Origin of the sequence: Turicibacter sp. T129 (assembly GCF_025594975.1) — a bacterium.
Lineage (GTDB): Bacteria > Bacillota_I > Bacilli_A > MOL361 > Turicibacteraceae > Turicibacter > Turicibacter bilis.
The window spans coordinates 1-23,649 of sequence record NZ_JAMQUU010000069.1; the positions used below are offsets into that span (position 1 = coordinate 1).

Sequence of the window (23,649 nt, forward strand, 5' to 3'; positions counted from 1 at the left end):
TGGTGGCTGAATAGTTACTTAAACGTTAGTTTTAAATGAAAAGCACCGAAATGTACTATGTGTCCTGCGGGTGCTTTTTATTTTTGTTGAACGTAAGAATTTTGTAGTATTTTGCGTTTAATTCAATCTGATATCTGTTAGACTAGGATTATGAAGAAAAGTAGGTGAACATATTGGTTGAGAATTATACTGAGCATTTAAATATAAAAGCATTTCAAGATGATTTAATTAATTGGTATTATAAAGTTAAACGTGATTTGCCTTGGCGTATCAATCGTGACCCTTATCGTATTTTAGTATCAGAAATTATGTTACAACAAACACAAGTTGTGACAGTTATTCCTTACTATGAACGGTTTATGAAGCTATTTCCAACGACAAAAGAACTAGCTGAAGCTGATGATCAAACGTTATTAAAAGCATGGGAAGGTCTTGGTTATTACTCGCGTGCTCGCAATCTACGAGAAAGTGCACGAATGATTGAAGAGATGGGAGGATTCCCTACAACTCATGAAGAAATACTTAAGTTAAAAGGGGTTGGACCTTATACGGCAGGTGCTGTTAGCAGTATTGCTTTTGGAATTCCAGCGCCAGCCGTTGATGGAAATGTCTTTCGTGTGATGAGTCGTGTGTGTTGTATTTTTGAAGATATCGCTAAAGCGAAAACGAGAAAGATTTTTGAAGCTGTTGTTTCAGACGTTATTTCTCATGAAGATTCGAGTGCTTTTAATCAAGGATTAATGGAATTAGGAGCAACAATTTGTACAACAAAATCTCCAAAATGTTTAGACTGTCCTGTACAAAAACATTGTCAGGCATTTAAACAGGGAATTGATGATTTATTACCTGTTAAAACAAAAGTAAATGCTCAAACAAAAACAAAACTTGTTGTAGCAATCGTTAAAAATCAACAAGGTGAATATTTAGTGAATAAACGTCCTGAAACGGGATTACTTGCTAATTTCTACGAGTTTTTAAGTTTTGAATATACAGGGCAGAAAGAACCAAGAGAATTTTTGTTAGAAAAGTTATCCCCAATTTGTAAAGAAATCGAGTGCATTGAACCAATCGGAACCTTTACTCATGTGTTTTCTCATCGTATTTGGGAAATGGAAAGTTACTGTGTGAATGTACAAACAGGATATAGTGATGAAATTGCTGAAGATCCAAATCTGTGGATTAATGAGCAAAATCTATATGAATATCCACTAGTTGCTGCTCATCAAAAAATATTAAAGGAATATGAGAAGTAAATTATTTGATTATTCAGGAAAAATATGTTAAATTTATTATGTAATAGATTACTAGGGGTGCCTTACGGCTGAGAGTGCAAATTGCATAACCCTTTGAACCTGAACTAGTTAGGACTAGCGGAGGGAAGTAGACGAGCCTTTTGATGATAAAAGGATATTCTTATACTTTAAATTATGCCGTAAAGCCTCCTGATTATAGGGAGGATTTTTTTATGAGAAATTCACAAACAAAAAAATTAGTAGAGATTAGTATTCTAGTAGCCTTAGCTTTTGTTCTTGATTACTTGGCTAATCTTTTTATGGGATGGTTTTGGCCAAATGGAGGCTCAATTTCTATCTCATTAGTTCCACTCGCCATTATTGCATTCCGTTATGGATGGATTGCAGGATTTACAGGTGGATTTGTGATGGGATTATTGCAATTATTAACGGGTGCTTATATTATTCACCCAGTTCAATTATTATTTGATTATCCATTACCATATGCCGTGTTAGGTTTTGCTGGGTTCTTTGCTTCAAAGGTCAATCACACAACAGGATCAAAACGTATGACTTATATTTGGGTAGCAACTGGTGTTGCTTCACTTGCTAGATTTTTATGTCATGTTATTTCTGGTGTAGTCTTCTTCTCTGAATATGCAGGATCTCAAAATCCATGGGTGTATTCAATTGTTTATAATGCTCCTTATATTATTGCTTCATATATTGTGAGTGCATTACTGTTAACGATCTTATATCAAGGATACTCTTCACAGTTAGTATTAAAAGATTCAGTGAATCAAACTGTTAAGACGATTTAATAAAAAATCCGACAAATTTGTCGGATTTTTTTGTGCACTTTAGAGCTCTGCCTAAATATAATATAAATATGGTATAATATAGGAGAAATTATAATTATAAGGGGGAGTTAGAATGCAAGAGTTTAGTATATTTATTGCGCCGTTGTTGTTTATGTTCTTTGGCCTTGTGACTTATCTTGAATCTGATTTACCGCATCGAAGGCTTGGTTATCGTGTGTTATCAGTTAAACAAACAGTTGAGACATGGCGAGTATCTAATAAGTTTGCCGCAAAGTTATTATTGATTGTTGGTGGTATCTTATTAGTTATTGGTGTGTTTTTAAACTCTTATTTTAGAACATTAGCTATTTGGGAATTAATCATCATAAATTTAGTTGAGATTATTGTTATGGCGCTATTAGTTGTAGGATTGACAGAATGGCGTGTTCATATGTCATTTGATAAAGAAGGTAATCGTAAGTAATTATGAACGAACAATTTAAAAACTTAAGGCCTACGTTTAATTAATTGTTAATTAAGCGTAGGCCTTTTTTTATTTAGATGAATTGTTTTTCATTACGAAGTCATATCCTTTTAAGAAGAGATATGTCAAAACTGATACGACGGAAAGTAAGATAACGAGATTGCTAGCAATATAGGTAAGTGCTTGTAATGGCGTATTCACTGATTCTACTGGCATATAATATTCTCCTCCTTTACAATTCAGTATAAGTAAACAGATGATCATTCATACATCTGCCTGATATTTTTCTCATTTTACTAAATAAAATAGCTTAAAAATAAGGAAGAATTCTGTTGTTTCTGTATTTTATTTGGTGGATTTCGGTGTGTTTTTGTAGTATTCTATGGATATTGAGACATAGGAGGTTTGAAGATGGATATTAAGGTTGCATTTTTTGATGTAGATGGGACAATTGTGGATAATCATTCAAAGAAAAATCAGTCGTCTGATATGGAGTTAGTGCCAGCTTCAGCGGTTGAGGCAATTCGTTTATTAAAAGAGAATGGAATTACACCATTTATTGCAACAGGACGTTCACCATTCATGATTGAGGAATTATTAAAGGGACTAGAGATTGATAGTTTTATTTGTACAAATGGTCAGTATGCAGTGATGAATGGCCGTGTCATGTATGAAGCGCCATATAGTCAAGCGTTATTAGATGAAATTGTAGCAGTGGCAAAAGAAAATCATGTGCCATTACTATGGATGCCAACTCATCATTATGTGTTATCCGGGGAAAATCAAGAAGTATTACTCGAGGCACTTGATAATATGAATTTACCTTATCCAATCATTGAAACAAATTTAGAGAAACCGGATTATAAAATTTATCAAATGGTAGCGGGAGTAACAAAGGAAAATGAACATATCTTTGAACCGATTGAGGAGGTTCGTATTGTTCGCTGGCAACCAAATGGAATTGACTTATTACCAAATGTTGGATCAAAAGCAACAGCCATTGAAGTTATTTTAGACAAATTAGGATTAAAACCGGAGAATGCGGTTGCTTTTGGAGATGGATTAAACGATATTGAAATGTTACAAACAGTTGGGTGTGGAGTTGCAATGGGAAATGCCCATGAAGAATTAAAAAAACATGCCGATTATGTGGCAAAACCAGTGTATGAAGATGGAGTCTATCACGCTTGTAAAGATTTAGGGTTAATTTAATAGGAAAGCCACTGACGTTTTTATTTCAGTGGCCCTTTATATTAAAACTCAAAAAAATCCATATGAAGATGAAATGAAGACGATTGTTTATTGATTTGGGAACGTGGAATGGAATTAGCAGAGTATCCGTATTAGTAAGTTTAGTTTTCTACAGTAATTCGTCATTATCCACATAATTTCTACAAACTATTTTTGTATGATAGATGAGTGTTAAATTTAATACTAGGCAAATACTCGTTGCCTTTATTTATATTGGGAGAGTATGTTTAAACCATCACTATAAAAAAGCTGTTATCCGATAGGATAACAGCTTTTTTATTATTTATTTTAAATGTTCAATAACGTCTAATAATGAATCTACGATTTTTAGTGTTTTAGTGGCGAATTCTTCTTCTGGATATTTCATATCTGGTACACAGATGACATCGATATTTCCAGCATAAGCAGCTGTGATCCCAGCCTCACTATCTTCTAAAACTAAGGCTTCTTCTGTTGTAACGCCTAATTTTTTACAAGCAGTTAAGAAGATTTCTGGATTTGGTTTTCCACAAGTGACTTCATCTCCGCAGATTGTATCATCAAAATAATGACGAATGTTAGCTACTTGTAAGATCATATCAGCACGTGCACGAGAACTACTTGTGGCAACAATTGTTTTATATCCATTTTCTTTTAAGAATGTTAATAATTCAATGATTCCTGTTTTAAGTGGCACATTTTGTTGTAGTCGACTATCTAAAGATACATGAACATCGTCCCAAACTTCAGTGATTGGGAAGTCTTTTCCGTAGTGATCGATAAATACTTGATAGACACTTTGTTTATTTTTGCCTAAACAACGACGATACATATTTTCATCAAAGTTATACTCTAATTGTTCTAGTTTACGACAGTATTCTTCGTAAGTGACTCGTTCACTATCAATCATTAATCCATCCATATCAAAAATAATAGCTTTTTTCATTTCTATCCCTCATCTTAATTCAAAGTATGTTTGCATTATAGCAACCTAAACGATAGAAAGCAATCTTTTGAGTTTAATTATAAAATCCACATAATTTCTCCATAGTCTTTTCATATAATAAGGTAGATTGTCTTAGCCGAGAAAGGGAGTGAGGATATGGACGATAGTCCGAAGAGGTTTAAGGATAATGATGAGGGCCCATATCCTCTGACCTTTTACTTTTAACTATTAGTAGATTGTGTGGATATGGTAGCCCAGTATGAAAGGGTGGAACCATGTTAGTCGAAATCAAAAAATTAATTGAGAGAAATAAACTTTTAGAACTAAGTGAATATTTACAAGAAATGAATGCTGTGGATATTGCAACAAATATGACTGAACTTGATGATCGTGATTTAGTTTTATTATTCCGTATTTTGTCTAAGGATTTATCAGCAGAAGTATTCTCTTATTTAAACAAGGAGCTTCAACAACGTATTATTGAATCCATTAATGATCGAGAAGTCATGCAAATTGTGGATAAGTTATTTTTAGATGATACTGTTGATTTTATTGAAGAAATGCCTGCTAATATTGTTAAAAAGGTTCTTCGTAATGCGTCACCTAAAAAGCGTGAACTCATTAATCAATTTTTAAATTATCAAGATGATTCTGCTGGTTCAATGATGACCATTGAATTTGTTGATCTTAAGGAAGAAATGACAGTTAAAGAAGCGATTGAACATACTCGCAAAACAGGAATGAATAAAGAGACGATTGAAACGTGCTTTATTATTGATAAAGAGCGTCACCTAAAGGGGACACTCGGATTAAGAGAATTAATTTTGAACGATGAATCTTGCTCTGTTCATGAATTAATGGAGACGAATGTGATCTCAGTTAAAACAAATGAGGATCAAGAACAGGTGGCGCCCTTATTTAAAACATATGATTTAGTTTCGATGCCGGTTGTGGATAAGGAAAATCGTTTAGTTGGAATCATTACGATTGATGATGTCGTTGATATTATTGAACAAGAAAATACAGAAGATTTTCAAAAAATGGCTGCTATGGAACCGAATGAAGAACCTTATTTAAAAACGCCAATCTTCTCACTAGCAAAGCACCGAATTATTTGGCTACTTGTGTTAATGATTTCAGCAACGGTTACAGGTCGTATCATTCAAGGATTTGAGGAAGTCATTCAATCAGTTGTTATTTTAGCGTCATTTATTCCTATGTTAATGGATACAGGAGGAAATGCCGGGTCTCAATCATCAACTTTAATTATCAGAGGATTAGCTCTAGGCGAAATTACAACAAATGATTACTTGAAAATCATGTTTAAGGAGCTTCGAGTTGGATTTATTGTAGCAATTGTTTTAGCTTTTGTTAACTTCTTAAGAATCATCTTATTTGAGAGAGTGGATATGATGGTGGCTTTAACGGTTTGTGGAAGTCTGTTCTGTACTGTCATTATTGCTAAAGTGGTCGGAGGTCTTTTACCGATTATCGCAAAGAAATTGAAATTCGATCCAGCTATTATGGCGAGTCCATTGATTACAACTATCGTCGATGCTTTTGCATTATTCATCTACTTTATGTTAGCTCAATTATTACTTGGAATTTAATAAAAAATGGCCCTAGAGGCCTTTTTTATTTGATAAGCTATGTAAATTATAGATAGAATAGTCATAGAATGGAGTTGAACAAAATGTATCGTATTTTAATTGTTGATGATGAGGTAAAAATCTGTGAGTTTATTCAAGCTTGTTTGGATAATGAGGGGTATGAAACACAGGTTGCTTATACAGGAAAGGATGCTGTTCATTATTTTCAAACGATGACATTTGATTTAATTATTTTAGATCGAATGCTTCCAGATATAAATGGAGAAGATGTATGTCGCATGATTCGTGAAACATCAGATATTCCAATCATTATGCTCACAGCTAAGATTGAGGAAGAGGACCGTATTGAAGGATTTCATTTAGGGTGTGATGATTATGTGTGTAAGCCATTCAATATCATGGAGCTTTTATTACGAGTGAAAGCTATCTTAAAGCGTATTCCATCGACTCGAATCATTGAGTATGGTCATGAGTTTCAGTTGAATATAGATTCTCATCAATTAAAAATTAGAGGAAAAGAAGTTCCGCTAACCAATACCGAATATAAATTATTACTGACTTTAAGTTCAAATCCTACTCGGATTTATACAAGAGAAGAATTATTAGCCTGTGTCATTGAAGGATATTATGAGAAATATGACCGTGTGATTGATAGTCATATCAAAAATCTTCGTCAAAAGATTGAACTAGATTCATCTCATCCACAGATGATTAAAACGGTTTATGGAGTGGGGTATCGATTTGGACTACAAAAATAAAAGTTTATCGATTAATCAAAATTTAATGATGACTTTTTCCATTATCATAGTACTGACGATGCTTGCTATTTATTTATTCGTGACGAATATCTTTCAAAAAGCGTTTGAGCAATATGTGGATGAATCTAATCAAGTTGAGTTTGAACATCTTATTCAATTTGATTTAAATAATATTTATATTGATGATTGGGACTTACAATTAATTAAAGACCTAGGGGTCGATGCCATTCGTAAAGGAATTGTTCTTCAAGTTTATGATGATCAAGGTCATGATGTGTGGGATGTCTTTCAAGATGAAAAGGTCTTATCTGATTACACCTTAAATGAAATCAGTAAGAATATGCAAAGTATTGATAAAGGTTGGAAGGATACGATTGAGGATTATAAAGTTCCTATTATTCATCCACAACAAGGGAAAGTGGGGATGGCTCACGTTTCTCGCTATGCCTCAACGTATTATATGGACAATGATATTGAACTCTTTAACTCGGTCAATAAAATGATTTTATTTATTGGTGTGATTTCAATTGGAAGTGTTATAGTCTTATCGGCCTTTATCGCTAAATCGATTTCTAATCCGATTGCTAAAGTGTCCAAGATGGCCAAGGAGTTATCAACAGGCCAAAATAAAAAGGAGCTTGGTTATAAAAGTCATCTTAAAGAAGTCGACGAACTCATTTTTTCGATTAATAAATTAGCTATAGCACTTAATGAACAAGAAAGGTTAAGAAAGCAGCTAACAACTGATATTGCTCATGAATTGAGAACACCACTCACAACAATTAAAGGTCATTTAGATTTAATTATCGTTGGGATTTGGGAACCAACTCCACAACGCTTGCAAAGTATTAGTGAGGAAGTCACTAGAATTAGCCAACTTGTTGATGAACTTCGTAAGCTTGCTAAGTTTGATCAGGAACAAGTAAAGTTAAACAAAGAAGACATTTTAATCACTGAATTTTTAGAACCAATTATTTATAACTTTCAAGCCCAGGCATATGATAAAAAGATTAGGATTGAAATGAACCTAATCGAAACGATGATTAAAATTGATGTCAAAAAATTTTCTCAAGTAATGATTAATTTATTATCGAATGCAATCAAATATACACCAGAAGGTGGAATTGTTTGTGTTTATAATGACATGACAGATCATGAAGTTAAAATCTTCGTTTCAGATAATGGAGTTGGAATTCCAGAAGCTGACTTAAATCATATCTTTGAACGATTTTATCGTGTGGATAAGTCGCGCCATAAAGAAACAGGAGGAATTGGTGTTGGTTTAACGATTGCCAAGTCCATCGTTGAATCCCATGGTGGAACGATAGAAGTGAGAAGTCAATTAAATGAAGGGAGTACATTTATTATCACACTATTTAGATAGTAAAAGATTATTTATTCCGAAGATACTAAAATTTTAAAAATTATACATAAAGAAAACCCTGATAAAAGAGCGATAAGTCAGTTCATTTTATCAGGGTTTTTTAATCATTAATTTCTCTTGAATTTTAGCATGCTCCTTTTAATTTTCTAATTTTGAAAATATTTGCTCCGAACCAGTAAGGGATGAATTGACCATCTTTAAGTAGCTTTATCAGTTCATCTTCTTTAACCCATTTAGCATCGACTACTTCTTCCGGTTGGAGTGTGATATCTTTAAGATCAATCTCTTGTTCAATGAACCAATAATCATCAAATCCTTGGTCAAAGTTGATCGTAAAATGAGGACGTAAGCCATCAAGATTAATCTCAATTCCTAGTTCTTCTTTGACTTCGCGGATGGCTGCCATGCGACTATCCTCATCTTGTAGTGCTGAACCTGCTGCAGAAATATCCCATATTCCCGGCCAACCAATTTTATCAGGATGACGTCTTTGAATTAAGAGTTCATTTTTACTGTTAAAAATGCAGACATGGATAACGAGATGATAATCACCTGATTGCATCTCATCACCTCGACGGTAAATTCGCCCTGTTTTATTTCTGTTTTCATCATAAATGTCCCAGTATTCAATCATCGTTTAATCCCTCACTTTATTTCAAATATTACATTTCTTTTTCAATTTTATAGTGTACATATTTTAATACGATTAAGTTTACAAATAGAATTGCTATTGTGTTTATTTCGTCATTTATTTCTATTTTTTCAATATGGTGCTCTTCATTATTTATTAATCTTGATAGAAATGCACTCCTTTTTAACAGGTCAATCAAAAATCTAAAGTTAACTTTACTATTTGTAGTATGTCATTTATTAATTATTGTTTTTATCGTATAGTAGATTTGTCTTTCTTCGTTACTATGTTTGGAATATTTTTCTTAAAATGTGAAGAAGGTCTCATTTTTATGATACAATATTTTACGTCCTTGTTTAGGAAAACAAATGAAAGTTTATATTTATAGCATTACGCTTAAAGTTTTAAATAATTATCAACTGATGCGTATATAAAAAGGAGGGGCTTTTCTTCTATGGAACAACAATTTATGAATGATTTATATAAGCAAATTGCGAAACAATTAAATATTACAACGAACCAAATTAATGCAGTACTTAAATTATTAGAAGAGGGATCGACGGTTCCATTCATTGCTCGTTATCGTAAAGAGGTAACAGGGGCCCTTGATGAAGAACAAATCCGTGAAATTTCTAAAACGTATGAGTACGGGGTAAACTTACAACAACGTAAAGATGATGTCATTCGTTTAATTGATGAAAAAGGGATGTTAACACCTGAATTAAAGAAACAAATTTTAAAAGCAGAGAAGTTAACAGAAATTGAGGATCTATACCGTCCGTTTAAAGAGAAGAAAAAAACGCGTGCAACGATGGCGAAAGCAAAAGGGTTAGAGCCATTAGCACACTATTTATTAACATATCCAGCAAGCGGTGTTGAAGCTGAGGCTGAAAAATATATCAATGAAGAAATTAAAAGCGTTGATGAGGCTTTACAAGGGGCACGTGATATTATTGCTGAAATTATTGCCGATAACGCTGATTATCGTAAATGGATTCGTGAGTATATGACGAAAAAAGGTGAGATTCAATCGAAAGTACGCGATGAATCATTAGATGAGCGTAAAGTTTATGAACAATATTATGATTACAGTGAACCCATCTCACGTATTGTTCCTCACCGTATTTTAGCGATGAACCGTGGAGAATCAGAGAAAATTTTACGTATCTCTATTTTAGATGATGCAGAAGGGGTACATCGTTACTTAGTAAAAGAAGTGATTCCTGTTCGCGAAGTGACAGAATCAACAAAACAAGTGAAATTAGCGATTGAAGATGCTTATAAGCGTTTAATTAAACCATCGATTGAACGTGAAATTCGTGCCAATTTAAAAGAAGTGGCTGAAAACCAAGCGATTCATATCTTCTCAGAAAACGTGCGCCAATTATTATTACAACCACCAATGAAAGGAAAAGTGGTTTTAGGAGTGGACCCTGCATTCCGTACCGGATGTAAATTAGCTGTTGTTGATGAAACAGGAAAAGTTTTAGATATTGATGTGATTTATCCACATGAAAAATCTAAAGGTTCAACGGCTGATCCAAAGTTAGTGGCGGCAGCTCGTGCGAAGGTCATTGATAAAATTAATAAGTATCAAGTTGAGATTGTTTCTATCGGAAATGGAACAGCTTCACGCGAGACAGAAAGCTTTATCGTTGATGTTTTGAAAGAAATTAAACATCCAATTTATTATATTATTACAAATGAAGCGGGGGCATCGGTTTATTCTGCTTCAGAATTGGCACGAAAAGAGTTTCCTGATTTACAGGTCGAAGAACGTTCAGCGGTATCGATCGCACGTCGTTTACAAGATCCATTAGCCGAACTTGTTAAGATTGATCCAAAATCAATTGGGGTTGGACAGTATCAGCATGATGTGACGCAATCAAAATTAAATGATTCGTTAAACTTCGTCGTTGAAACAACGGTTAACCAGGTAGGGGTTAATGTTAATACGGCATCACCTGCGTTATTAAAATATGTAGCGGGACTTTCAGCAACTATCGCGAATAATATTGTTAAACACCGTGATGAGGTTGGGAAGTTTACAAAGCGTGAAGAATTAAAGAAAGTAGCTCGTTTAGGGGCGAAAACGTATGAGCAAGCGATTGGATTCTTACGTATCATTGATGGAGTGAATCCACTTGATAAAACAGGAATTCACCCTGAAAGTTATAAAGTAGCAGAACAAGTGCTTGAAACGTTAGGATTTACGAAAGATGATTTAGGAACTCCTGCATTAAAGTCTGCGGTTGAGAAAGCAGATCGTCAGGATTTAGTTCAAACATTAGGAGTAGGGGAGCATACATTAAATGATATTTTAGATGCATTCGTCGCACCAAACCGTGATCCTCGTGATGATATTGAAGCACCACTTTTACGCTCTGATGTTTTAAAATTAGAAGATTTAAAACCAGGAATGGAATTACAAGGAACAGTGCGTAACGTCGTAGACTTTGGAGTCTTTGTTGACTGTGGAGTAAAAGAAGATGGACTCGTTCACTTATCAAAAATGCGCAAGCAATTCGTTAAACATCCAATGGATGTTGTTTCAGTTGGAGATATCGTTAAAGTGTGGGTAGACTCAGTCGATTTACAACGTAAACGATTAGCTCTGACTATGATTGCTCCAGAAGCACAATAATATTTTTAGATAAACAAAGAGGGACTATGTCTAACTAGACGTAATCCCTCTTTGTTTATTTACTGCACCTTGGCTTTAGATTAATTCGAATTATTTTTGATATAAATTTTTAAACATTTAATCAATAGAATGAGTGCATAAATAACTAAGAAGTAACTAATCAAGTTTAATAGATTAGGTAATCTAAATAAGATGGAAGAAAAGAAACTCATCATAAAGTTTGTTTCTCCTACTATTTCCATGTTATTCTGCTCCTTTCTTTAGGCGTAGTATACTATATATGGTAAAAAATGTTACAATATCGATGTAACGGTAAGGTGATTTTTAATCATGAGAGGAGAGTTTGATGAGTTATTTTAACTTCATTGCTTCAGATTATGAAATGCCAGGTGTAGATAATACAGATAAGCATCGAATGACGGTTAAAGAAGCAGTTGATAGAGGGCTGATGACGAATGAATATGATTTACCCTTAGATTCAGAAGTTTTAATCTATGAAACAGAGGAAGAGTTTGATGAGCTCATGATCCATTCTAGTGATTTTATTAATGATAAAGTAGTTCGCACTCATACGAAAAAATCTTATCTGAATGATGTTCATTTAGGGTCATGTAAGTGTCACTATGAGGCCTTACTTTGTTATCTTTATGAAAATATGAAGCCTGGAACAACAGTGGAGCTTTGGAAGATTTGAGTGAGCGAACCTGAAAAGCCGATTGTAAAAACTATCAATTTACAAGATCTTACGATTCAACATCTGGATACCATGCTAAAACATCAAAATAAAACGAGTGCCTTATTTATAAAGAACTAAAAACAGATAATAGTTATTATCGAGTATAAGTACAATAGATGAAAGTTTTTTATCTTTATTATATCTCTCATAATTTTGACCAAAGAATCCAGCGTTCTTTTTTATTCACCAATTGTAATATTAAGTTCGAACATGACAGGATTAGTGTATTACACTAATGCTATGAAATGTTTGGATGTTAAAAAGGTGTTATACCTATTTATATATAGGGAATTGTGGATAATATTGAAATACCGATGAATAATTTGGTATATATATTTACTAAAGTTGAAATAAATAATACAATAGGTCTATAAAAAGAACCCGAAAGGATGTTACGATCATGTCAAAAGTATTAGCCAAAGTTAAAGATTATGCTATCACTGAAGAAATGTTAAATGAAACAGTTGAGGCATTACGTACTCAACAAAATATTAATATTACATCAGAAGAACAAAAACAAGATTTATTAGACGAATTAATTGCACGCCAATTAGTTGTTGAAGATGCAATTGAGTCAGGATTAACACAAACAGAAGAATTCCAAAAATTATATCGTGAATTTGTTTTCCAACACAGCATTGGACAAATGTTTAAAACAATCAATGTAACAGATGAAGAATGTGAAGCATACTACAACGAAAATAAAGAACAATTCAAAGAAGAAATGATTCGTGCGGCTCATATCTTAGTTGAAGAAGAGGAGCAAGCTAATGAATTATTAGCAGCAATCGAAGGTGGAGCAGACTTCCATGAATTAGCAAGCGCAAACTCTAAATGTCCATCTGGATCACGTGGTGGAGATTTAGGAGATTTCGGTCGTGGACAAATGGTTCCTGAATTCGAGCAAGCAGCATTCGCTTTAAATATCGGAGAAATCTCAGGAGTGGTTAAAACACAATTCGGTTACCACTTAATCAAATTATTAGATAAAAAAGATGTTGTTCCATTCACTGATGTAAAAGGTCAAATTCAACAATACTTAACATCTAAAAAACAAAACGAAATGTACTCTAACTTCACTCAAGGATTAAAATCTAAATATACAGTAGAAAAAGCTTAAAAAAGTATTTACTTTGTTTTTCAAACTATTTATAATAATACTATAGTTAGATGAAGGAGGAAGTTAAAATGGTATTTGATCGCGTTAAAGAAATTATTGTAGATGAATTAAGTGTGGATGAGGCAGCAGTATCAATTGAATCAACGTTAGAAGATTTAGGAGCTGACTCATTAGACGCTGTAGAATTAATCATGGCATTAGAAGAAGAATACGATTTAGAAATCGCTGAAGAAGATGCAAAATCAATGAAAAGCGTAAAAAATATCGTTGAATATATCGAAAGCCATCAATAATTTGAGCTTAACTAGGAGAGTGATTAAACCCATTCTCCTAGTTTTTTAAACAAAATAAAAAAACGGTCATAATTCATTTAATTTCGCTCAATCTAAATTTATAGATGATATAATGTAAGCGGTTGTGTTTTACTTGGAAATATAAAAAAATATGAGCGATTTCGCTTGACTTTAAATTAGGAGGTGCAAGGGTGGAACGTTCAAGAAAAGTAGTTAATGATCTATTAACAGATGTTTTTAACCAAATTTTAATTTTAGAAGAACGTAACTTAACTGAGCACGATGCGGTCGATGTGACAATGACAGAGATTCATGTTATTGAAGCGATTCGTAAGTGTGAACCAGCCACAATGGGGACAGTTTCTAAACGTTTAATGATTACGATGGGAACTTTGACAACTTCAGTTAACCGTTTAGTTGAAAAAGGTTATGTCACACGTAAGCGTGATGTCAATGATCGTCGTGTTGTTTTACTAGATTTAACTGAAAAAGGGCAAAAGGTTTTTGAAATTCATGAAGAATTCCATGAGGAATTAGTCAACGCGGCGTTAAAAGATTTAGAATTCCGTGAAGATTTAGTTCAAGCCTTAGAGAGTATTTATCGTTTCTTTAAAAAATTACAAGAAAAGCATCAATAACGCTTTTATTGGCGAATTAAGTAAGATAATTACAAAAAATTCATAAGGAATCAATTTCAATTATATGGTTTAATAGTCATATAAGAGGAGTTGATTTTTTTTTATGTTTAAATCAGTTATATCAAAAACGCTAGTCATTGCCAGTTTATTAGTGGGGGGCTTCTTATTGAAAGTAAGTGCCGCCCCAATAGCAGAGGACGTTAATTTATATAATCATTATAATTTATTTTATGGTCTCAATCATGAGGATCTATTATTTATGCTTCATCATGGGTATGGATTTAAGACTAATCACGTGTTAACCGCTTCAGATGTTGACTTAAATCTTGTCAGTGATTATGCGCTACTTGTTAATTTAACGACCAATGAGGTTATCTATGAGAAAAATGCTTACCAAAGAACTTACCCAGCTTCATTGACGAAGATGATGACCGTATTAGTGGGTATCGAACATAGACTAGATGGACCGATTACTATTGATATCGATTATAATACGCTTGCAGAAGAGGGAGCCGCGATTGCAGGATTCGTAAATGGAGAAAGCGTCTCGTATGACGATTTATTATATGGAACGATGCTACCTTCTGGAGCAGACGCGGCACTTATGATTGCAAAAGTAGTCGCTGGTTCAGAGGAAGGATTCGTCGCGCTGATGAACGAGAAAGCTCAAGAATTGGGAATGGAAGATACTCATTTCACAAATGTCGTAGGCCTTCATGACGATAATCATTACTCAACACCATTGGACTTAGCTATTTTAGAGAAAGTCGCTTTAAAGAATGATGAGTTTAGAGAAATTTTTTCTGCTAAATCCTATACAACTACAAGTTCGAGCCGATTAACTTTTACGAGTCGTATGTTTGATCGTATGGGGGATCCAGTTTTTGATGGAGGAGAAGTCTTAGGTGGAAAAACAGGTTATACGGAAGAAGCTGGGCTATGTTTAGCTAGCTATGCTACGGATGGCAAGAACGAATATGCATTAGTGACAACACATGCTAATGGGAGTCCGTATACACCACAATATCACGTGCTGGATGCGTTAGAAGGTTATGATTATTTTTTGAATTAGAGAATCAATTGATTAAATAGCCCCTATATACCCGTAACCTTAGTCGTGAGTAGTTCAAAAGTCAGGACTTTATCCACAAGCAGAAGATTGTATCAAAGAAATTACAAATGATTTAAAGAGCATAAGTGATATAATCCCCTTGTTATATCACTTATGCTCTTTTTAAAGTGGTAATGTTGTTCATAATGTAACAAAATTAAGAATAATTATTGAGAAAAATTGTAAGACTAAGGGTAGATTAAAGAGGGAATGATATTATGAATTTAAAAAAGAAGGTAGCTCATCAACCATTTTCATGTGAATTAGAAGGAGCAACAACAGCAGTGATTTTTATTCATGGGATTTTAGAAGGACCGTATCAATTTCATGGATTAGCTGAAAAGATTTTAGATCAAGGAATGTCATCTTTCGGAATTTTACTCCCTGGACATGGTGGCAGTGCACGAGAGTTTGCTAAAAGTCATCGTAAGCAGTGGATAAAGTACGTTAACTGCCAGATTGAAGAGATTTCAAAGAAATATCCACAGATTATTCTTGTGGGACATTCAATGGGGACGTTATTATCATTATTAGTATGTGAAAAGCATGAGGCTGTCGTTGGGGTTGTCTGTTTGGCAACTCCGTTATCGGTTAAGGTTAGCTTAAAAGGATTTGTTTGTTCACTTAAGGTATTAACAGGACATTATAGTCAAGATGATGAATATGTATTAGCCAGTTATCGGGCTTGGAGTATTTCAAAAGGAACGTGGGGGGATTATCTTAAATGGATTCCAAGATATTTAGATTTATTCCACTTAATATATGAGACGAAAAAACAATTACCTATGATTAAAAAGCCGTTATTATTCATTCACTGTCAATGTGATGAATTTGTTAGAAATAGAACAACGAAAATTTTGAAAAAGAAATTAACGGGCGATAATTATGAATTGATTGAACTTTGTAAATCAGGACATTTCTATTATAGAGGAGATGAAAGTCAAACATTAGAACAAGCCATTCTTAAGTTTGTAACACAGTTTAAAGTTGATAACTAAATACAAAAGGCGTCGTTTTTAAAAACGACGCCTTTTGTATGTGATTAGTTAATGCCTACAACGCTGAATAAACTATAGGGATGCTTTTTATTTTCAACTGGTTTATAACTTGAATAGAATTTACGTCCACTAACTTCTTTTAGTCCTGCTTCTGTTAAGGCACTAACCATTTCATTAATCGTAAATCCATGGTGTCCCTCAAAGTTTTCATGCTCACGATGAAATTCCCCGTTATCAGGAAGTAAATCGACAATAATCAGCTTTCCATTTGTTTTTAAATAGCTAACTAATTTCTTAATGACCGATTGAAAATCTTTGATATGATGCATCACCATGGAACTATAGATGATATCAAATTTTCGATCAAAGTCTGATTCTAAGATATCCCCTGTATAAGTTTGTATATTAGTTATATTTTGGTCGACTAGTTTTTGTTCAAGCTCTTTAATCATTTTGCTAGAGCTATCCACCATTAACCCTTCTGAAATTTTCTTTTTTAGATTTAAGGAGATTAGACCTGTTCCACATCCGAATTCCATCACTTCAAGCGGTCCATGACCGATATAACTTTCAATTTCAATACTCACTGCTTGAGCACGCTTGATGCGGATATCGGTATCCAAAGTTGATGCTAGTTGGTTGAAATCCAAATTCACCACTCCCTTTTGAAACAATTTAAGCATTTAGCGATAATAGTATTATTTTATCATATTTCAAGCTATTTGACATGTTTTCTAATAGAATACCACTCTACATTAATTGACATATATTTACACTATCTGTAAAACATAAAAGATACAAATGAGAAGTTGTATGAGTGATTGCTCTATATTAGGATATCAGTTAGTTAATTTTTGATAAATGTTTACTTAATTTAGATGAACGATTCAGGAATAAACCAATGATTTATTAGCGATAGGGTGTCTATACTCACGATCATCTATTGAATAAAACTATCACAAAAATTAAGCATTATTAAAGTAAGTGATTAATAATATGTTGTATAAGAAGTAGAAATCTTTATTAAAGTTGTTTAATAAGCTTAAACCTGGTGTAGCCAATGTACGCTATTCATCTGTTTCTGTATAGACGATATTAGTAAAAAGATGGTAAACTTAACATCAGAACAAGTTGGATTAAAGGTTAGGTGAGGAGTAGCAATCATCTTTCCACTTGTGTGATGTATCGGAATTTTATTGTTAAAAAAAGGGAGACGTTGAAAAATGTTAAAGAGGAAGACAATCAAACAAATAGTTGTAGAAGGGGTAGGTGCCATTTGGTTCTTTCTAGCGCTCGTATCAACAATTGTTTTGATCGTATTAAATTGTACTCCAATTTATCAATATGTGATTGATAAGTATCAATTATCGCTAATCACAGGTCTATCAGCAGAAAAGTTAATGTTAAACTATAAAAGTATTATTTCTTACTTACAAAGGCCAAGCGGAGGTTATTTAGAATTACCAGATTTCGTAATGAGTGAAGCGGGAATGATTCATTTCGCAGATGTTAAAAATATTTTTCTAGCTTTATATATCATTGTATTATTATTTATTGTTGCCCTGGGAATCTTTATTGTTATGAAGCATCAGCATAAAGATAAATGTATTTTATCAATTTTCAATCAAGGAGCTAATCTAGTCTTCATTGTTTTTGGAGTATTAATTTGTTTAATTACGTTTAATTTCTCTAATACATTTACAATGTTCCATAAGATTTTTTTTAGAAATGATTACTGGGTATTTGATTATCGAACAGATCCTGTTATCCTAGCATTACCAGAACAATTGTTTATGCTGTTAAGTATCATTATTATTGTCTTTTTATTTGTAGTCTGTGGATTAATTAAATATACTTATTATAAAATGAAAAAGTCTAACAACTAGTTAGACTTTTTTTATCAATTCATCAAATTTATATATTAGATGGCAAACACCTACATACACTATAATAACAATAAATGTGAGGTGTTAGTAATGATATTTCGAGGGCGGCAGTTGTTTAGATTAAAGGTTGGATTAGTGCTAGCAGGTGGAGGGGCTAAAGGAGCTTATCAAGCGGGGGTAATTCGTGCATTATGGGATTTAGACTTAATTGATAATATTGATGTCGTATCAGGCGTGTCTATTGGAACATTAAATGCTCTTTGTTTATGCATGAAAAATCGCGATTTGATTGATCAAAGTTGGAAGTCGCTCTCTTATTCAAAAATTGTAACCCAAGGGGATGGACTTAAAATTAGTGATATTGGTGATTTGATTAAAAAAATTACAATTCATAAGGGAGAGCCAATTGTTGATAGTATTGATTTAGGTGCATTAGGCCTTATCTCTCAAAAAGGAATTCGGGATTATATTAAGGAATTTGTTGATGTTGGCATCTTACATAAAACAAATATCGATGTATATAGCTGTGCTTATAATGTGACAGATGGGCATCCAGAATATTTCCGATTAAATGATTATTCTGAAGAGGAGATTATTGATATTACGCTCGGTTCATGTGCAGTTCCGTATATTTTTCCACCTGTTTCGTTCAAGGGCAAGCAATATGCTGATGGAGGAATTAATAATCCACTTTATGCTTCTGCAAATGCTGATAATGTTCCTATTTCTCCATTAATGAATCATGATTTGGATTTAATTATTGTTGTTCACTTAACCTATACTGATCAAGTTGATAAGCGTTTATATCAACAGTTTAATATTATAGAAATCTATCCATCATCATCACTTGAGTTAATTAATGGATCGGGAACATTGAATTTTAATCAAGCCTCTATCACTGAAAAGATTCAAACAGGGTACCGAGATGCTTTAGTTTCTTTAACACCTATGTTAATTGCTAATTTAAAAGGGAAAAGTATGAGTCCTTATATTCGCCATCATATGAAATGGAATGATCAGTTTTTAAAAAAATATCGAAAGTAAAAGGACAGACTCAATTTTAATCTGTCCTTTTATTATTATTTAGTTTCTAATTGCTTAAAGATTTCGGCATATTTTATATTTGGTGGGAATTTCTTTGCAACAGCGTATCCATCAATGATTAATTTAGCATTATACATATAATTTGAGATATCCTCAATATCATTTGAATCAACGTTATTAGTTAACCATACATAAGCTAATGTTCGTCCATATTGATCATGAAGTTCTTCATCATATTCTAAATATAATGTTTGATTTTTTTTAAGTTGTTCTTTTGTATAATCACTCGCAAGTTGACCTTCAGCAGTATTTTTATTTGCATCTGGATGAACACTCTCAGGCGTATCTATACCAATCAGTCTTACACGAAGATCAGAGCCTGCTTGATTAGTGACGATAATTGTATCACCATCAACAACGCGTTTTAATGTCACAGTTTCTAATTGAATATTACTATTATTAAATAGTTGCTCGATTTTATCGATCGCAGGTTCACCGAATACTATTGTTAAAATAATTAAACCGATAATAACGAGAGCTTTAGCAGGCGTTGGTAGCTGTTTAATCCATTTATTTAAGTGTCTATATTTCATAAAATCTACTTCCTCTCTTTAATGCGCTAATGTTTATCAATTCATTTTAACAAAGAGTTAGTGATTTTAAAAGCGAGGGTAATATAAAAAAAGATAGCACACGTTCATATTTATCTGCATAGTATAGATAGGATATAACTTCATTATAGGAGGGCTCAATGATGAGTGCTTTAATTAGCTTATTAGTTAGCTTATTTATGCTTTTAATCTTTATTGTTAAATTATCATTCTTTGTTGTAGTGATTGGGCTTCAATATGGGGTTCCAGCGTACATCATTTATAAGTTAGTTCGATTCGTTACAAGGCCTTTTAGATATTCTGCCTTGTAAGTTATCAGTTCATAAATTAAAGCGATAGTCATGAGGCTATCGCTTTTTATGAAAGTAAAAATCTATATATAAACAGAAATGTTTTCTACATTTAATACAGCAACCGAAATATGGAATGGCTATGCCGTGCAAGGCAGACTATAGTCCAGCTAAAAGTTTTTACGATGTAAAAAACTTATCTGGACTGATATAATTTATTATCAAAAAAGCGAGGAACTATGTTTTGTAAAAACACAATAGTCTCTCATAATGGTTGAGCTTTTGATTAAAATCTATTCTTTTAAATTTTTCTTTATTTGTTTTCCTTCATTAATAAAGTATTAAATAGATATGTTTTTAATAGCTCACCATCAAGGTCGATACAAGTAGTAGAGTTGGGTGTCGCTGATTCTTGGTCTAAGAAAATTTGTCCGTAGTTCTCTTCTTTTTTTGTTTCCACAGTTGCGTGAGCTTCAATACAGTTGGTCATGACCTCTGGCCAAATCGCACAAATCATTGCGGTTGGATCTGCTAATTCAAATCCATTTAGACCAAGTCCTTTACAGAAGTCATGAAGTGATTTTGTACAGCGAACAGCGAATTTCGCAATTGGAGAATCACTATTATCTAAATGGGCTAAATCATCTTCAGTAATGAAGGCTCTTTTTTCAATAACATCCCAACCAACAAATAGTTTTGGAACATCTATTCCTAATACAATTGAAAGTGCCTCTGCATCGACATAGACATTGAATTCAGCAGTTTCAGTTGTATTACCAGGTCCTAGTCCTGTTCCTGCCATTAACGTAATTGATTTTAATTTATTCATTGTTTCTGGTGCCTTTAATGCAGCCATTGCAATATTTGTTAATGGGCCAAGCGTAATTAATTCAATTTCATATGGATGTTCTTCAATTAAACGAATTAGGGCATCCATAGCATGTTCAGATTCGATTGGAATATTTGATTTCGGTAAAAACATATTTCCAAGACCATCTTCACCGTGAACATCAGCTGCTGTGAATAAATTACGGAATAATGGTTTGCTCATCCCACCATAAACAGCAGGTTGATAAGTATCAGCCACCTTAATGGCTGTTAGAGCGTTTTGAATTGATTGTTCTAAGCCAACGTTTCCAGCAACAACTGTTAACGCTAAAACTTCAATACTTGGTTCACGAAGTGCAGTAATAATTGCAATCACATCATCTGATGCGGTATCTGTATCAATAATAAACTTTCTCATATAATCTCCTCCAAATAACTTCTAGCGCTAGTTTATCATAAATTCGACAAAATTAGCTAAGAAGTAATCAATTTTTTACAGCATAAAAACTTTATGGCTTTTATAGGAGGCTTATATTTAGGATGTTTTAAGATTTTAGCTTGGAAAATAGTTATAAATATGATGGATTTGTTTGTAAAGATTATAAAATTTATTTAATTATATCTTCATTTTAATCATAAGATTGAAGGGGGGAGGGGATTAAGGTGAAAAAAATCCTTTGTTTATTTGTTTTGGTGCTAGGGGTAGTTGGGTGTTCTAATTCAGTATTAAGTGACGATTACGATGAAGCCACTTTGAAATCATCAGCACAGAAGGTTCTAGAACAGTTAAATGCAGGCGAGTATCAAGCAATCACAGATTCGGTAAGTTTAGATTTACAAAATGATTTAAGTGCGGATGTTATTAAACAGGCATGGATACCATTATATGAAAAGTTAGGAACTTTTGATGCTATTTCTAATTATATTATCTCTGGAAAAGAGGAGTATGCTGTAGTTGTTGTATTAGCCAAATATGAAAAGGGGACATTACAACTTACGTTAAGTTATAATCCACAGATGGAATTAGTCGGACTCTATATGAAATAATGAATAAAAATTAGCTTGAGACTTGATTATCTGAAATTAATTTTTTATGATAGATGTATATTATCGAAATTTGACTGATAGAGGGAAAAGGGAAGCGTATGTTTATTTTAAAATCAATTATTTTATTTAGTTTTATTTTTTTTATGGTTCAAAATGTTCAATCGATTATTAAGCGTAAGCGATTTGTTTCCTATTCAAAATATGTAGGACATGTTAAGCAAGCTGTGAATGAAATTAATGTTGATATGGTTCAAGAAGTAACTCAAATGTACGATGAAGCTGGTAAGATGGTTGATGCAAGTGTCTTAATTAATAATTTAAGAATCTTAACAGGCGTTCTTTTTGTTTTTCATCCTGTTGTTGGGGCATTTGTTTATCATAAACCATTGTTAACTTTAGTAGCCTTTGGATTATCGATGGCCTATTTAGTTGGGAATTACTGCTTAGAACAAATTTTAGCGGGTAGTGAGAAAAAAGGATATTTTATGGTTGATTATATTGTGGATCATATGATTCCATTTTTAAATCTGGGGATTGTTATCTTAATGTCAATTTACTTATAAATAAAAGGACTGAATAATCAGTCCTTTTATTTTACCCAAACTACTAAATCATTTAGCGATTGACGTGTTTTGGGTGTAGGCTCGTTGATGCGATAACCGAAGGCTATCATTAATGTTAGATAAAACTCGTCTTTATTTAATAAGTTATGCTTAATTAATATCTCTTCAACGGCTTTTTGATCGTAACCCCCCATTGCACAAGAATCAATTTGTTGCATAGCTGATACTGTCATCATATTGGCTGCGGCTATATATGTTTGTAAACATGAATAATTTAAGAGGGCTTTCTCATTATTTTGAAATCGTGTATCTTCAATCATTTTAACAACCCCTTTGAAGTTTTCAACAGCTTCCTGAGGCATTTGTTTAACTTCTGTTAATAAATGATGGATGTATGAAGAATCATGTTTTAATTCTTTAGGCATACGACTTAATAAAATTACTAAATGCGAACATGAAGGGATTTGTTTTTTTCCACCCCATGAAACAGTAGCTAACTCTTCTCGCAACGATTCATTTTGAATGACAAGAAACTTCCATGGTTCAATTCCCATTGAACTTGGTGATAATTGACCACCTTTTAAGATAATTTCAAAATCTGAGTCTGAAATCTTTTTCGACGAGTCAAATTCTTTGCAGGCATGACGGAAATTTAAGATTTCTAAGATTTGTTCATGAGTCATAAATAACCTCCTATATAGTTACAGTTTATAACGAAAGATATTTAATCATTTAAATGATTAAGAGTCTTCACCAGAAATGGTG

General features: G+C 33.0%; 27 protein-coding genes and 1 riboswitch. Of the genes, 19 read left to right on the plus strand and 8 right to left on the minus strand.

What is annotated here, in order from left to right:
• Positions 1-173 precede the first annotated feature (173 nt).
• The 3 genes from mutY to NEH75_RS11125 all read left to right on the plus strand — a co-directional run bounded on the left by mutY (position 174) and on the right by NEH75_RS11125 (position 2,516).
• Positions 174-1,253, plus strand: coding sequence for an A/G-specific adenine glycosylase (mutY, locus tag NEH75_RS11115; protein ID WP_055305367.1), 1,080 nt, complete (start codon positions 174-176; stop codon positions 1,251-1,253).
• A 43-nt stretch (positions 1,254-1,296) separates the two neighbouring features.
• A riboswitch (TPP riboswitch) is annotated at positions 1,297-1,396 on the plus strand.
• A gap of 69 nt (positions 1,397-1,465) precedes the next feature.
• Positions 1,466-2,053: an energy-coupled thiamine transporter ThiT gene (gene thiT, locus NEH75_RS11120; RefSeq protein WP_055243375.1), complete on the plus strand. Its 588-nt coding sequence runs from the start codon at positions 1,466-1,468 to the stop codon at positions 2,051-2,053.
• Positions 2,054-2,165: 112 nt separating this feature from the next.
• Positions 2,166-2,516 (plus strand): SdpI family protein, encoded by a 351-nt coding sequence (locus NEH75_RS11125; protein ID WP_055243376.1) that lies wholly within the window; start codon positions 2,166-2,168, stop codon positions 2,514-2,516.
• A gap of 69 nt (positions 2,517-2,585) precedes the next feature.
• Here the strand turns inward: NEH75_RS11125 and NEH75_RS11130 are convergent, their stop codons facing one another.
• The gene (locus tag NEH75_RS11130; RefSeq protein ID WP_172676264.1) at positions 2,586-2,732 is read right to left on the minus strand and encodes a hypothetical protein; all 147 of its coding nucleotides are present in this window, start codon (positions 2,730-2,732) and stop codon (positions 2,586-2,588) included.
• Between the two features lie 195 nt (positions 2,733-2,927).
• On the opposite strand from NEH75_RS11130, the gene NEH75_RS11135 reads away from it, so the two are divergent.
• Positions 2,928-3,728 carry a Cof-type HAD-IIB family hydrolase gene (locus NEH75_RS11135; RefSeq protein WP_055305368.1) on the plus strand — a complete coding sequence of 267 codons (801 nt, stop codon included), beginning with the start codon at positions 2,928-2,930 and terminating at the stop codon, positions 3,726-3,728.
• Positions 3,729-4,050: 322 nt separating this feature from the next.
• On the opposite strand, the gene NEH75_RS11140 is transcribed toward NEH75_RS11135, so the two are convergent.
• On the minus strand, positions 4,051-4,692 hold the full coding sequence (locus tag NEH75_RS11140; RefSeq protein WP_055305369.1) for an HAD family hydrolase: 642 nt from the start codon (positions 4,690-4,692) through the stop codon (positions 4,051-4,053).
• Positions 4,693-4,967: 275 nt separating this feature from the next.
• Here NEH75_RS11140 and mgtE point away from each other — a divergent pair, with 275 nt between their 5' ends.
• The 3 genes from mgtE (at position 4,968) to NEH75_RS11155 (ending at position 8,444) form a co-directional block, all read left to right on the plus strand.
• A complete protein-coding gene (mgtE, locus tag NEH75_RS11145) occupies positions 4,968-6,302 on the plus strand; it encodes a magnesium transporter (protein WP_055305370.1) in 1,335 nt (444 codons plus the stop codon).
• Positions 6,303-6,385: 83 nt separating this feature from the next.
• The gene (locus NEH75_RS11150; RefSeq protein WP_055305371.1) at positions 6,386-7,060 is read left to right on the plus strand and encodes a response regulator transcription factor; all 675 of its coding nucleotides are present in this window, start codon (positions 6,386-6,388) and stop codon (positions 7,058-7,060) included.
• On the plus strand, positions 7,044-8,444 hold the full coding sequence (locus NEH75_RS11155; RefSeq protein WP_238581281.1) for an ATP-binding protein: 1,401 nt from the start codon (positions 7,044-7,046) through the stop codon (positions 8,442-8,444). The genes NEH75_RS11150 and NEH75_RS11155 overlap by 17 nt, the downstream gene beginning before the upstream one ends.
• A gap of 124 nt (positions 8,445-8,568) precedes the next feature.
• Here NEH75_RS11155 and NEH75_RS11160 read toward each other — a convergent pair whose 3' ends face one another.
• Positions 8,569-9,078 carry an NUDIX hydrolase gene (locus NEH75_RS11160; protein WP_055305373.1) on the minus strand — a complete coding sequence of 170 codons (510 nt, stop codon included), beginning with the start codon at positions 9,076-9,078 and terminating at the stop codon, positions 8,569-8,571.
• A gap of 451 nt (positions 9,079-9,529) precedes the next feature.
• Here NEH75_RS11160 and NEH75_RS11165 point away from each other — a divergent pair, with 451 nt between their 5' ends.
• Positions 9,530-11,719, plus strand: a complete 2,190-nt coding sequence (locus NEH75_RS11165) for a Tex family protein (protein ID WP_055305374.1) — start codon at positions 9,530-9,532, stop codon at positions 11,717-11,719.
• 80 nt (positions 11,720-11,799) lie between these two features.
• Here NEH75_RS11165 and NEH75_RS11170 read toward each other — a convergent pair whose 3' ends face one another.
• Positions 11,800-11,961 carry a hypothetical protein gene (locus NEH75_RS11170; protein WP_156344107.1) on the minus strand — a complete coding sequence of 54 codons (162 nt, stop codon included), beginning with the start codon at positions 11,959-11,961 and terminating at the stop codon, positions 11,800-11,802.
• Positions 11,962-12,065: 104 nt separating this feature from the next.
• On the opposite strand from NEH75_RS11170, the gene NEH75_RS11175 reads away from it, so the two are divergent.
• The 6 genes from NEH75_RS11175 to NEH75_RS11200 all read left to right on the plus strand — a co-directional run bounded on the left by NEH75_RS11175 (position 12,066) and on the right by NEH75_RS11200 (position 16,615).
• Positions 12,066-12,413, plus strand: coding sequence for a hypothetical protein (locus NEH75_RS11175; protein WP_262941339.1), 348 nt, complete (start codon positions 12,066-12,068; stop codon positions 12,411-12,413).
• Between the two features lie 688 nt (positions 12,414-13,101).
• Positions 13,102-13,575, plus strand: coding sequence for a peptidylprolyl isomerase (locus NEH75_RS11180; RefSeq protein WP_172676266.1), 474 nt, complete (start codon positions 13,102-13,104; stop codon positions 13,573-13,575).
• A 68-nt stretch (positions 13,576-13,643) separates the two neighbouring features.
• On the plus strand, positions 13,644-13,868 hold the full coding sequence (gene acpP, locus NEH75_RS11185; RefSeq protein ID WP_055244236.1) for an acyl carrier protein: 225 nt from the start codon (positions 13,644-13,646) through the stop codon (positions 13,866-13,868).
• Positions 13,869-14,059: 191 nt separating this feature from the next.
• Complete coding sequence (locus tag NEH75_RS11190) at positions 14,060-14,506, plus strand: MarR family winged helix-turn-helix transcriptional regulator (protein WP_055244234.1); 447 nt, start codon at positions 14,060-14,062, stop codon at positions 14,504-14,506.
• Positions 14,507-14,609: 103 nt separating this feature from the next.
• Positions 14,610-15,578: a D-alanyl-D-alanine carboxypeptidase family protein gene (locus NEH75_RS11195; protein ID WP_055275574.1), complete on the plus strand. Its 969-nt coding sequence runs from the start codon at positions 14,610-14,612 to the stop codon at positions 15,576-15,578.
• 257 nt (positions 15,579-15,835) lie between these two features.
• Positions 15,836-16,615: an alpha/beta hydrolase gene (locus tag NEH75_RS11200; RefSeq protein ID WP_055244226.1), complete on the plus strand. Its 780-nt coding sequence runs from the start codon at positions 15,836-15,838 to the stop codon at positions 16,613-16,615.
• A 44-nt stretch (positions 16,616-16,659) separates the two neighbouring features.
• On the opposite strand, the gene NEH75_RS11205 is transcribed toward NEH75_RS11200, so the two are convergent.
• Positions 16,660-17,265 carry a class I SAM-dependent DNA methyltransferase gene (locus NEH75_RS11205; RefSeq protein WP_055305376.1) on the minus strand — a complete coding sequence of 202 codons (606 nt, stop codon included), beginning with the start codon at positions 17,263-17,265 and terminating at the stop codon, positions 16,660-16,662.
• A 573-nt stretch (positions 17,266-17,838) separates the two neighbouring features.
• Here NEH75_RS11205 and NEH75_RS11210 point away from each other — a divergent pair.
• Positions 17,839-18,501, plus strand: coding sequence for a TIGR01906 family membrane protein (locus tag NEH75_RS11210; RefSeq protein WP_055305377.1), 663 nt, complete (start codon positions 17,839-17,841; stop codon positions 18,499-18,501).
• A gap of 111 nt (positions 18,502-18,612) precedes the next feature.
• A complete protein-coding gene (locus NEH75_RS11215) occupies positions 18,613-19,545 on the plus strand; it encodes a patatin-like phospholipase family protein (RefSeq protein WP_238581282.1) in 933 nt (310 codons plus the stop codon).
• A 35-nt stretch (positions 19,546-19,580) separates the two neighbouring features.
• Here NEH75_RS11215 and NEH75_RS11220 read toward each other — a convergent pair whose 3' ends face one another.
• Positions 19,581-20,138, minus strand: coding sequence for a thermonuclease family protein (locus NEH75_RS11220; RefSeq protein ID WP_055244216.1), 558 nt, complete (start codon positions 20,136-20,138; stop codon positions 19,581-19,583).
• A gap of 161 nt (positions 20,139-20,299) precedes the next feature.
• On the opposite strand from NEH75_RS11220, the gene NEH75_RS11225 reads away from it, so the two are divergent.
• The gene (locus tag NEH75_RS11225; RefSeq protein ID WP_156344108.1) at positions 20,300-20,467 is read left to right on the plus strand and encodes a hypothetical protein; all 168 of its coding nucleotides are present in this window, start codon (positions 20,300-20,302) and stop codon (positions 20,465-20,467) included.
• A 292-nt stretch (positions 20,468-20,759) separates the two neighbouring features.
• On the opposite strand, the gene NEH75_RS11230 is transcribed toward NEH75_RS11225, so the two are convergent.
• A complete protein-coding gene (locus tag NEH75_RS11230; protein WP_055305379.1) occupies positions 20,760-21,692 on the minus strand; it encodes a nucleoside hydrolase in 933 nt (310 codons plus the stop codon).
• Between the two features lie 245 nt (positions 21,693-21,937).
• On the opposite strand from NEH75_RS11230, the gene NEH75_RS11235 reads away from it, so the two are divergent.
• A complete protein-coding gene (locus NEH75_RS11235; RefSeq protein WP_055305380.1) occupies positions 21,938-22,321 on the plus strand; it encodes a DUF3887 domain-containing protein in 384 nt (127 codons plus the stop codon).
• Positions 22,322-22,419: 98 nt separating this feature from the next.
• Positions 22,420-22,884, plus strand: a complete 465-nt coding sequence (locus NEH75_RS11240) for a hypothetical protein (protein ID WP_055275585.1) — start codon at positions 22,420-22,422, stop codon at positions 22,882-22,884.
• A 26-nt stretch (positions 22,885-22,910) separates the two neighbouring features.
• Here NEH75_RS11240 and NEH75_RS11245 read toward each other — a convergent pair whose 3' ends face one another.
• Positions 22,911-23,567, minus strand: coding sequence for an NAD(P)H-dependent oxidoreductase (locus tag NEH75_RS11245; RefSeq protein ID WP_055244209.1), 657 nt, complete (start codon positions 23,565-23,567; stop codon positions 22,911-22,913).
• Positions 23,568-23,649: the final 82 nt, after the last annotated feature.

Excerpts from the sequence above, each read along its gene's own strand:
- thiT (WP_055243375.1), top strand. The coding sequence starts at position 1,466 with ATGAGAAATTCACAAACAAAAAAATTAGTAGAGATTAGTATTCTAGTA.
- NEH75_RS11125 (WP_055243376.1), top strand. The coding sequence starts at position 2,166 with ATGCAAGAGTTTAGTATATTTATTGCGCCGTTGTTGTTTATGTTCTTT.
- NEH75_RS11130 (WP_172676264.1), bottom strand. The coding sequence starts at position 2,732 with ATGCCAGTAGAATCAGTGAATACGCCATTACAAGCACTTACCTATATT.
- NEH75_RS11135 (WP_055305368.1), top strand. The coding sequence starts at position 2,928 with ATGGATATTAAGGTTGCATTTTTTGATGTAGATGGGACAATTGTGGAT.
- NEH75_RS11140 (WP_055305369.1), bottom strand. The coding sequence starts at position 4,692 with ATGAAAAAAGCTATTATTTTTGATATGGATGGATTAATGATTGATAGT.
- mgtE (WP_055305370.1), top strand. The coding sequence starts at position 4,968 with ATGTTAGTCGAAATCAAAAAATTAATTGAGAGAAATAAACTTTTAGAA.
- NEH75_RS11150 (WP_055305371.1), top strand. The coding sequence starts at position 6,386 with ATGTATCGTATTTTAATTGTTGATGATGAGGTAAAAATCTGTGAGTTT.
- NEH75_RS11160 (WP_055305373.1), bottom strand. The coding sequence starts at position 9,078 with ATGATTGAATACTGGGACATTTATGATGAAAACAGAAATAAAACAGGG.
- NEH75_RS11165 (WP_055305374.1), top strand. The coding sequence starts at position 9,530 with ATGGAACAACAATTTATGAATGATTTATATAAGCAAATTGCGAAACAA.
- NEH75_RS11170 (WP_156344107.1), bottom strand. The coding sequence starts at position 11,961 with ATGGAAATAGTAGGAGAAACAAACTTTATGATGAGTTTCTTTTCTTCC.
- NEH75_RS11175 (WP_262941339.1), top strand. The coding sequence starts at position 12,066 with ATGAGTTATTTTAACTTCATTGCTTCAGATTATGAAATGCCAGGTGTA.
- NEH75_RS11180 (WP_172676266.1), top strand. The coding sequence starts at position 13,102 with ATGTTTAAAACAATCAATGTAACAGATGAAGAATGTGAAGCATACTAC.
- acpP (WP_055244236.1), top strand. The coding sequence starts at position 13,644 with ATGGTATTTGATCGCGTTAAAGAAATTATTGTAGATGAATTAAGTGTG.
- NEH75_RS11195 (WP_055275574.1), top strand. The coding sequence starts at position 14,610 with ATGTTTAAATCAGTTATATCAAAAACGCTAGTCATTGCCAGTTTATTA.
- NEH75_RS11200 (WP_055244226.1), top strand. The coding sequence starts at position 15,836 with ATGAATTTAAAAAAGAAGGTAGCTCATCAACCATTTTCATGTGAATTA.
- NEH75_RS11210 (WP_055305377.1), top strand. The coding sequence starts at position 17,839 with ATGTTAAAGAGGAAGACAATCAAACAAATAGTTGTAGAAGGGGTAGGT.
- NEH75_RS11220 (WP_055244216.1), bottom strand. The coding sequence starts at position 20,138 with ATGAAATATAGACACTTAAATAAATGGATTAAACAGCTACCAACGCCT.
- NEH75_RS11225 (WP_156344108.1), top strand. The coding sequence starts at position 20,300 with ATGAGTGCTTTAATTAGCTTATTAGTTAGCTTATTTATGCTTTTAATC.
- NEH75_RS11230 (WP_055305379.1), bottom strand. The coding sequence starts at position 21,692 with ATGAGAAAGTTTATTATTGATACAGATACCGCATCAGATGATGTGATT.
- NEH75_RS11240 (WP_055275585.1), top strand. The coding sequence starts at position 22,420 with ATGTTTATTTTAAAATCAATTATTTTATTTAGTTTTATTTTTTTTATG.
- NEH75_RS11245 (WP_055244209.1), bottom strand. The coding sequence starts at position 23,567 with ATGACTCATGAACAAATCTTAGAAATCTTAAATTTCCGTCATGCCTGC.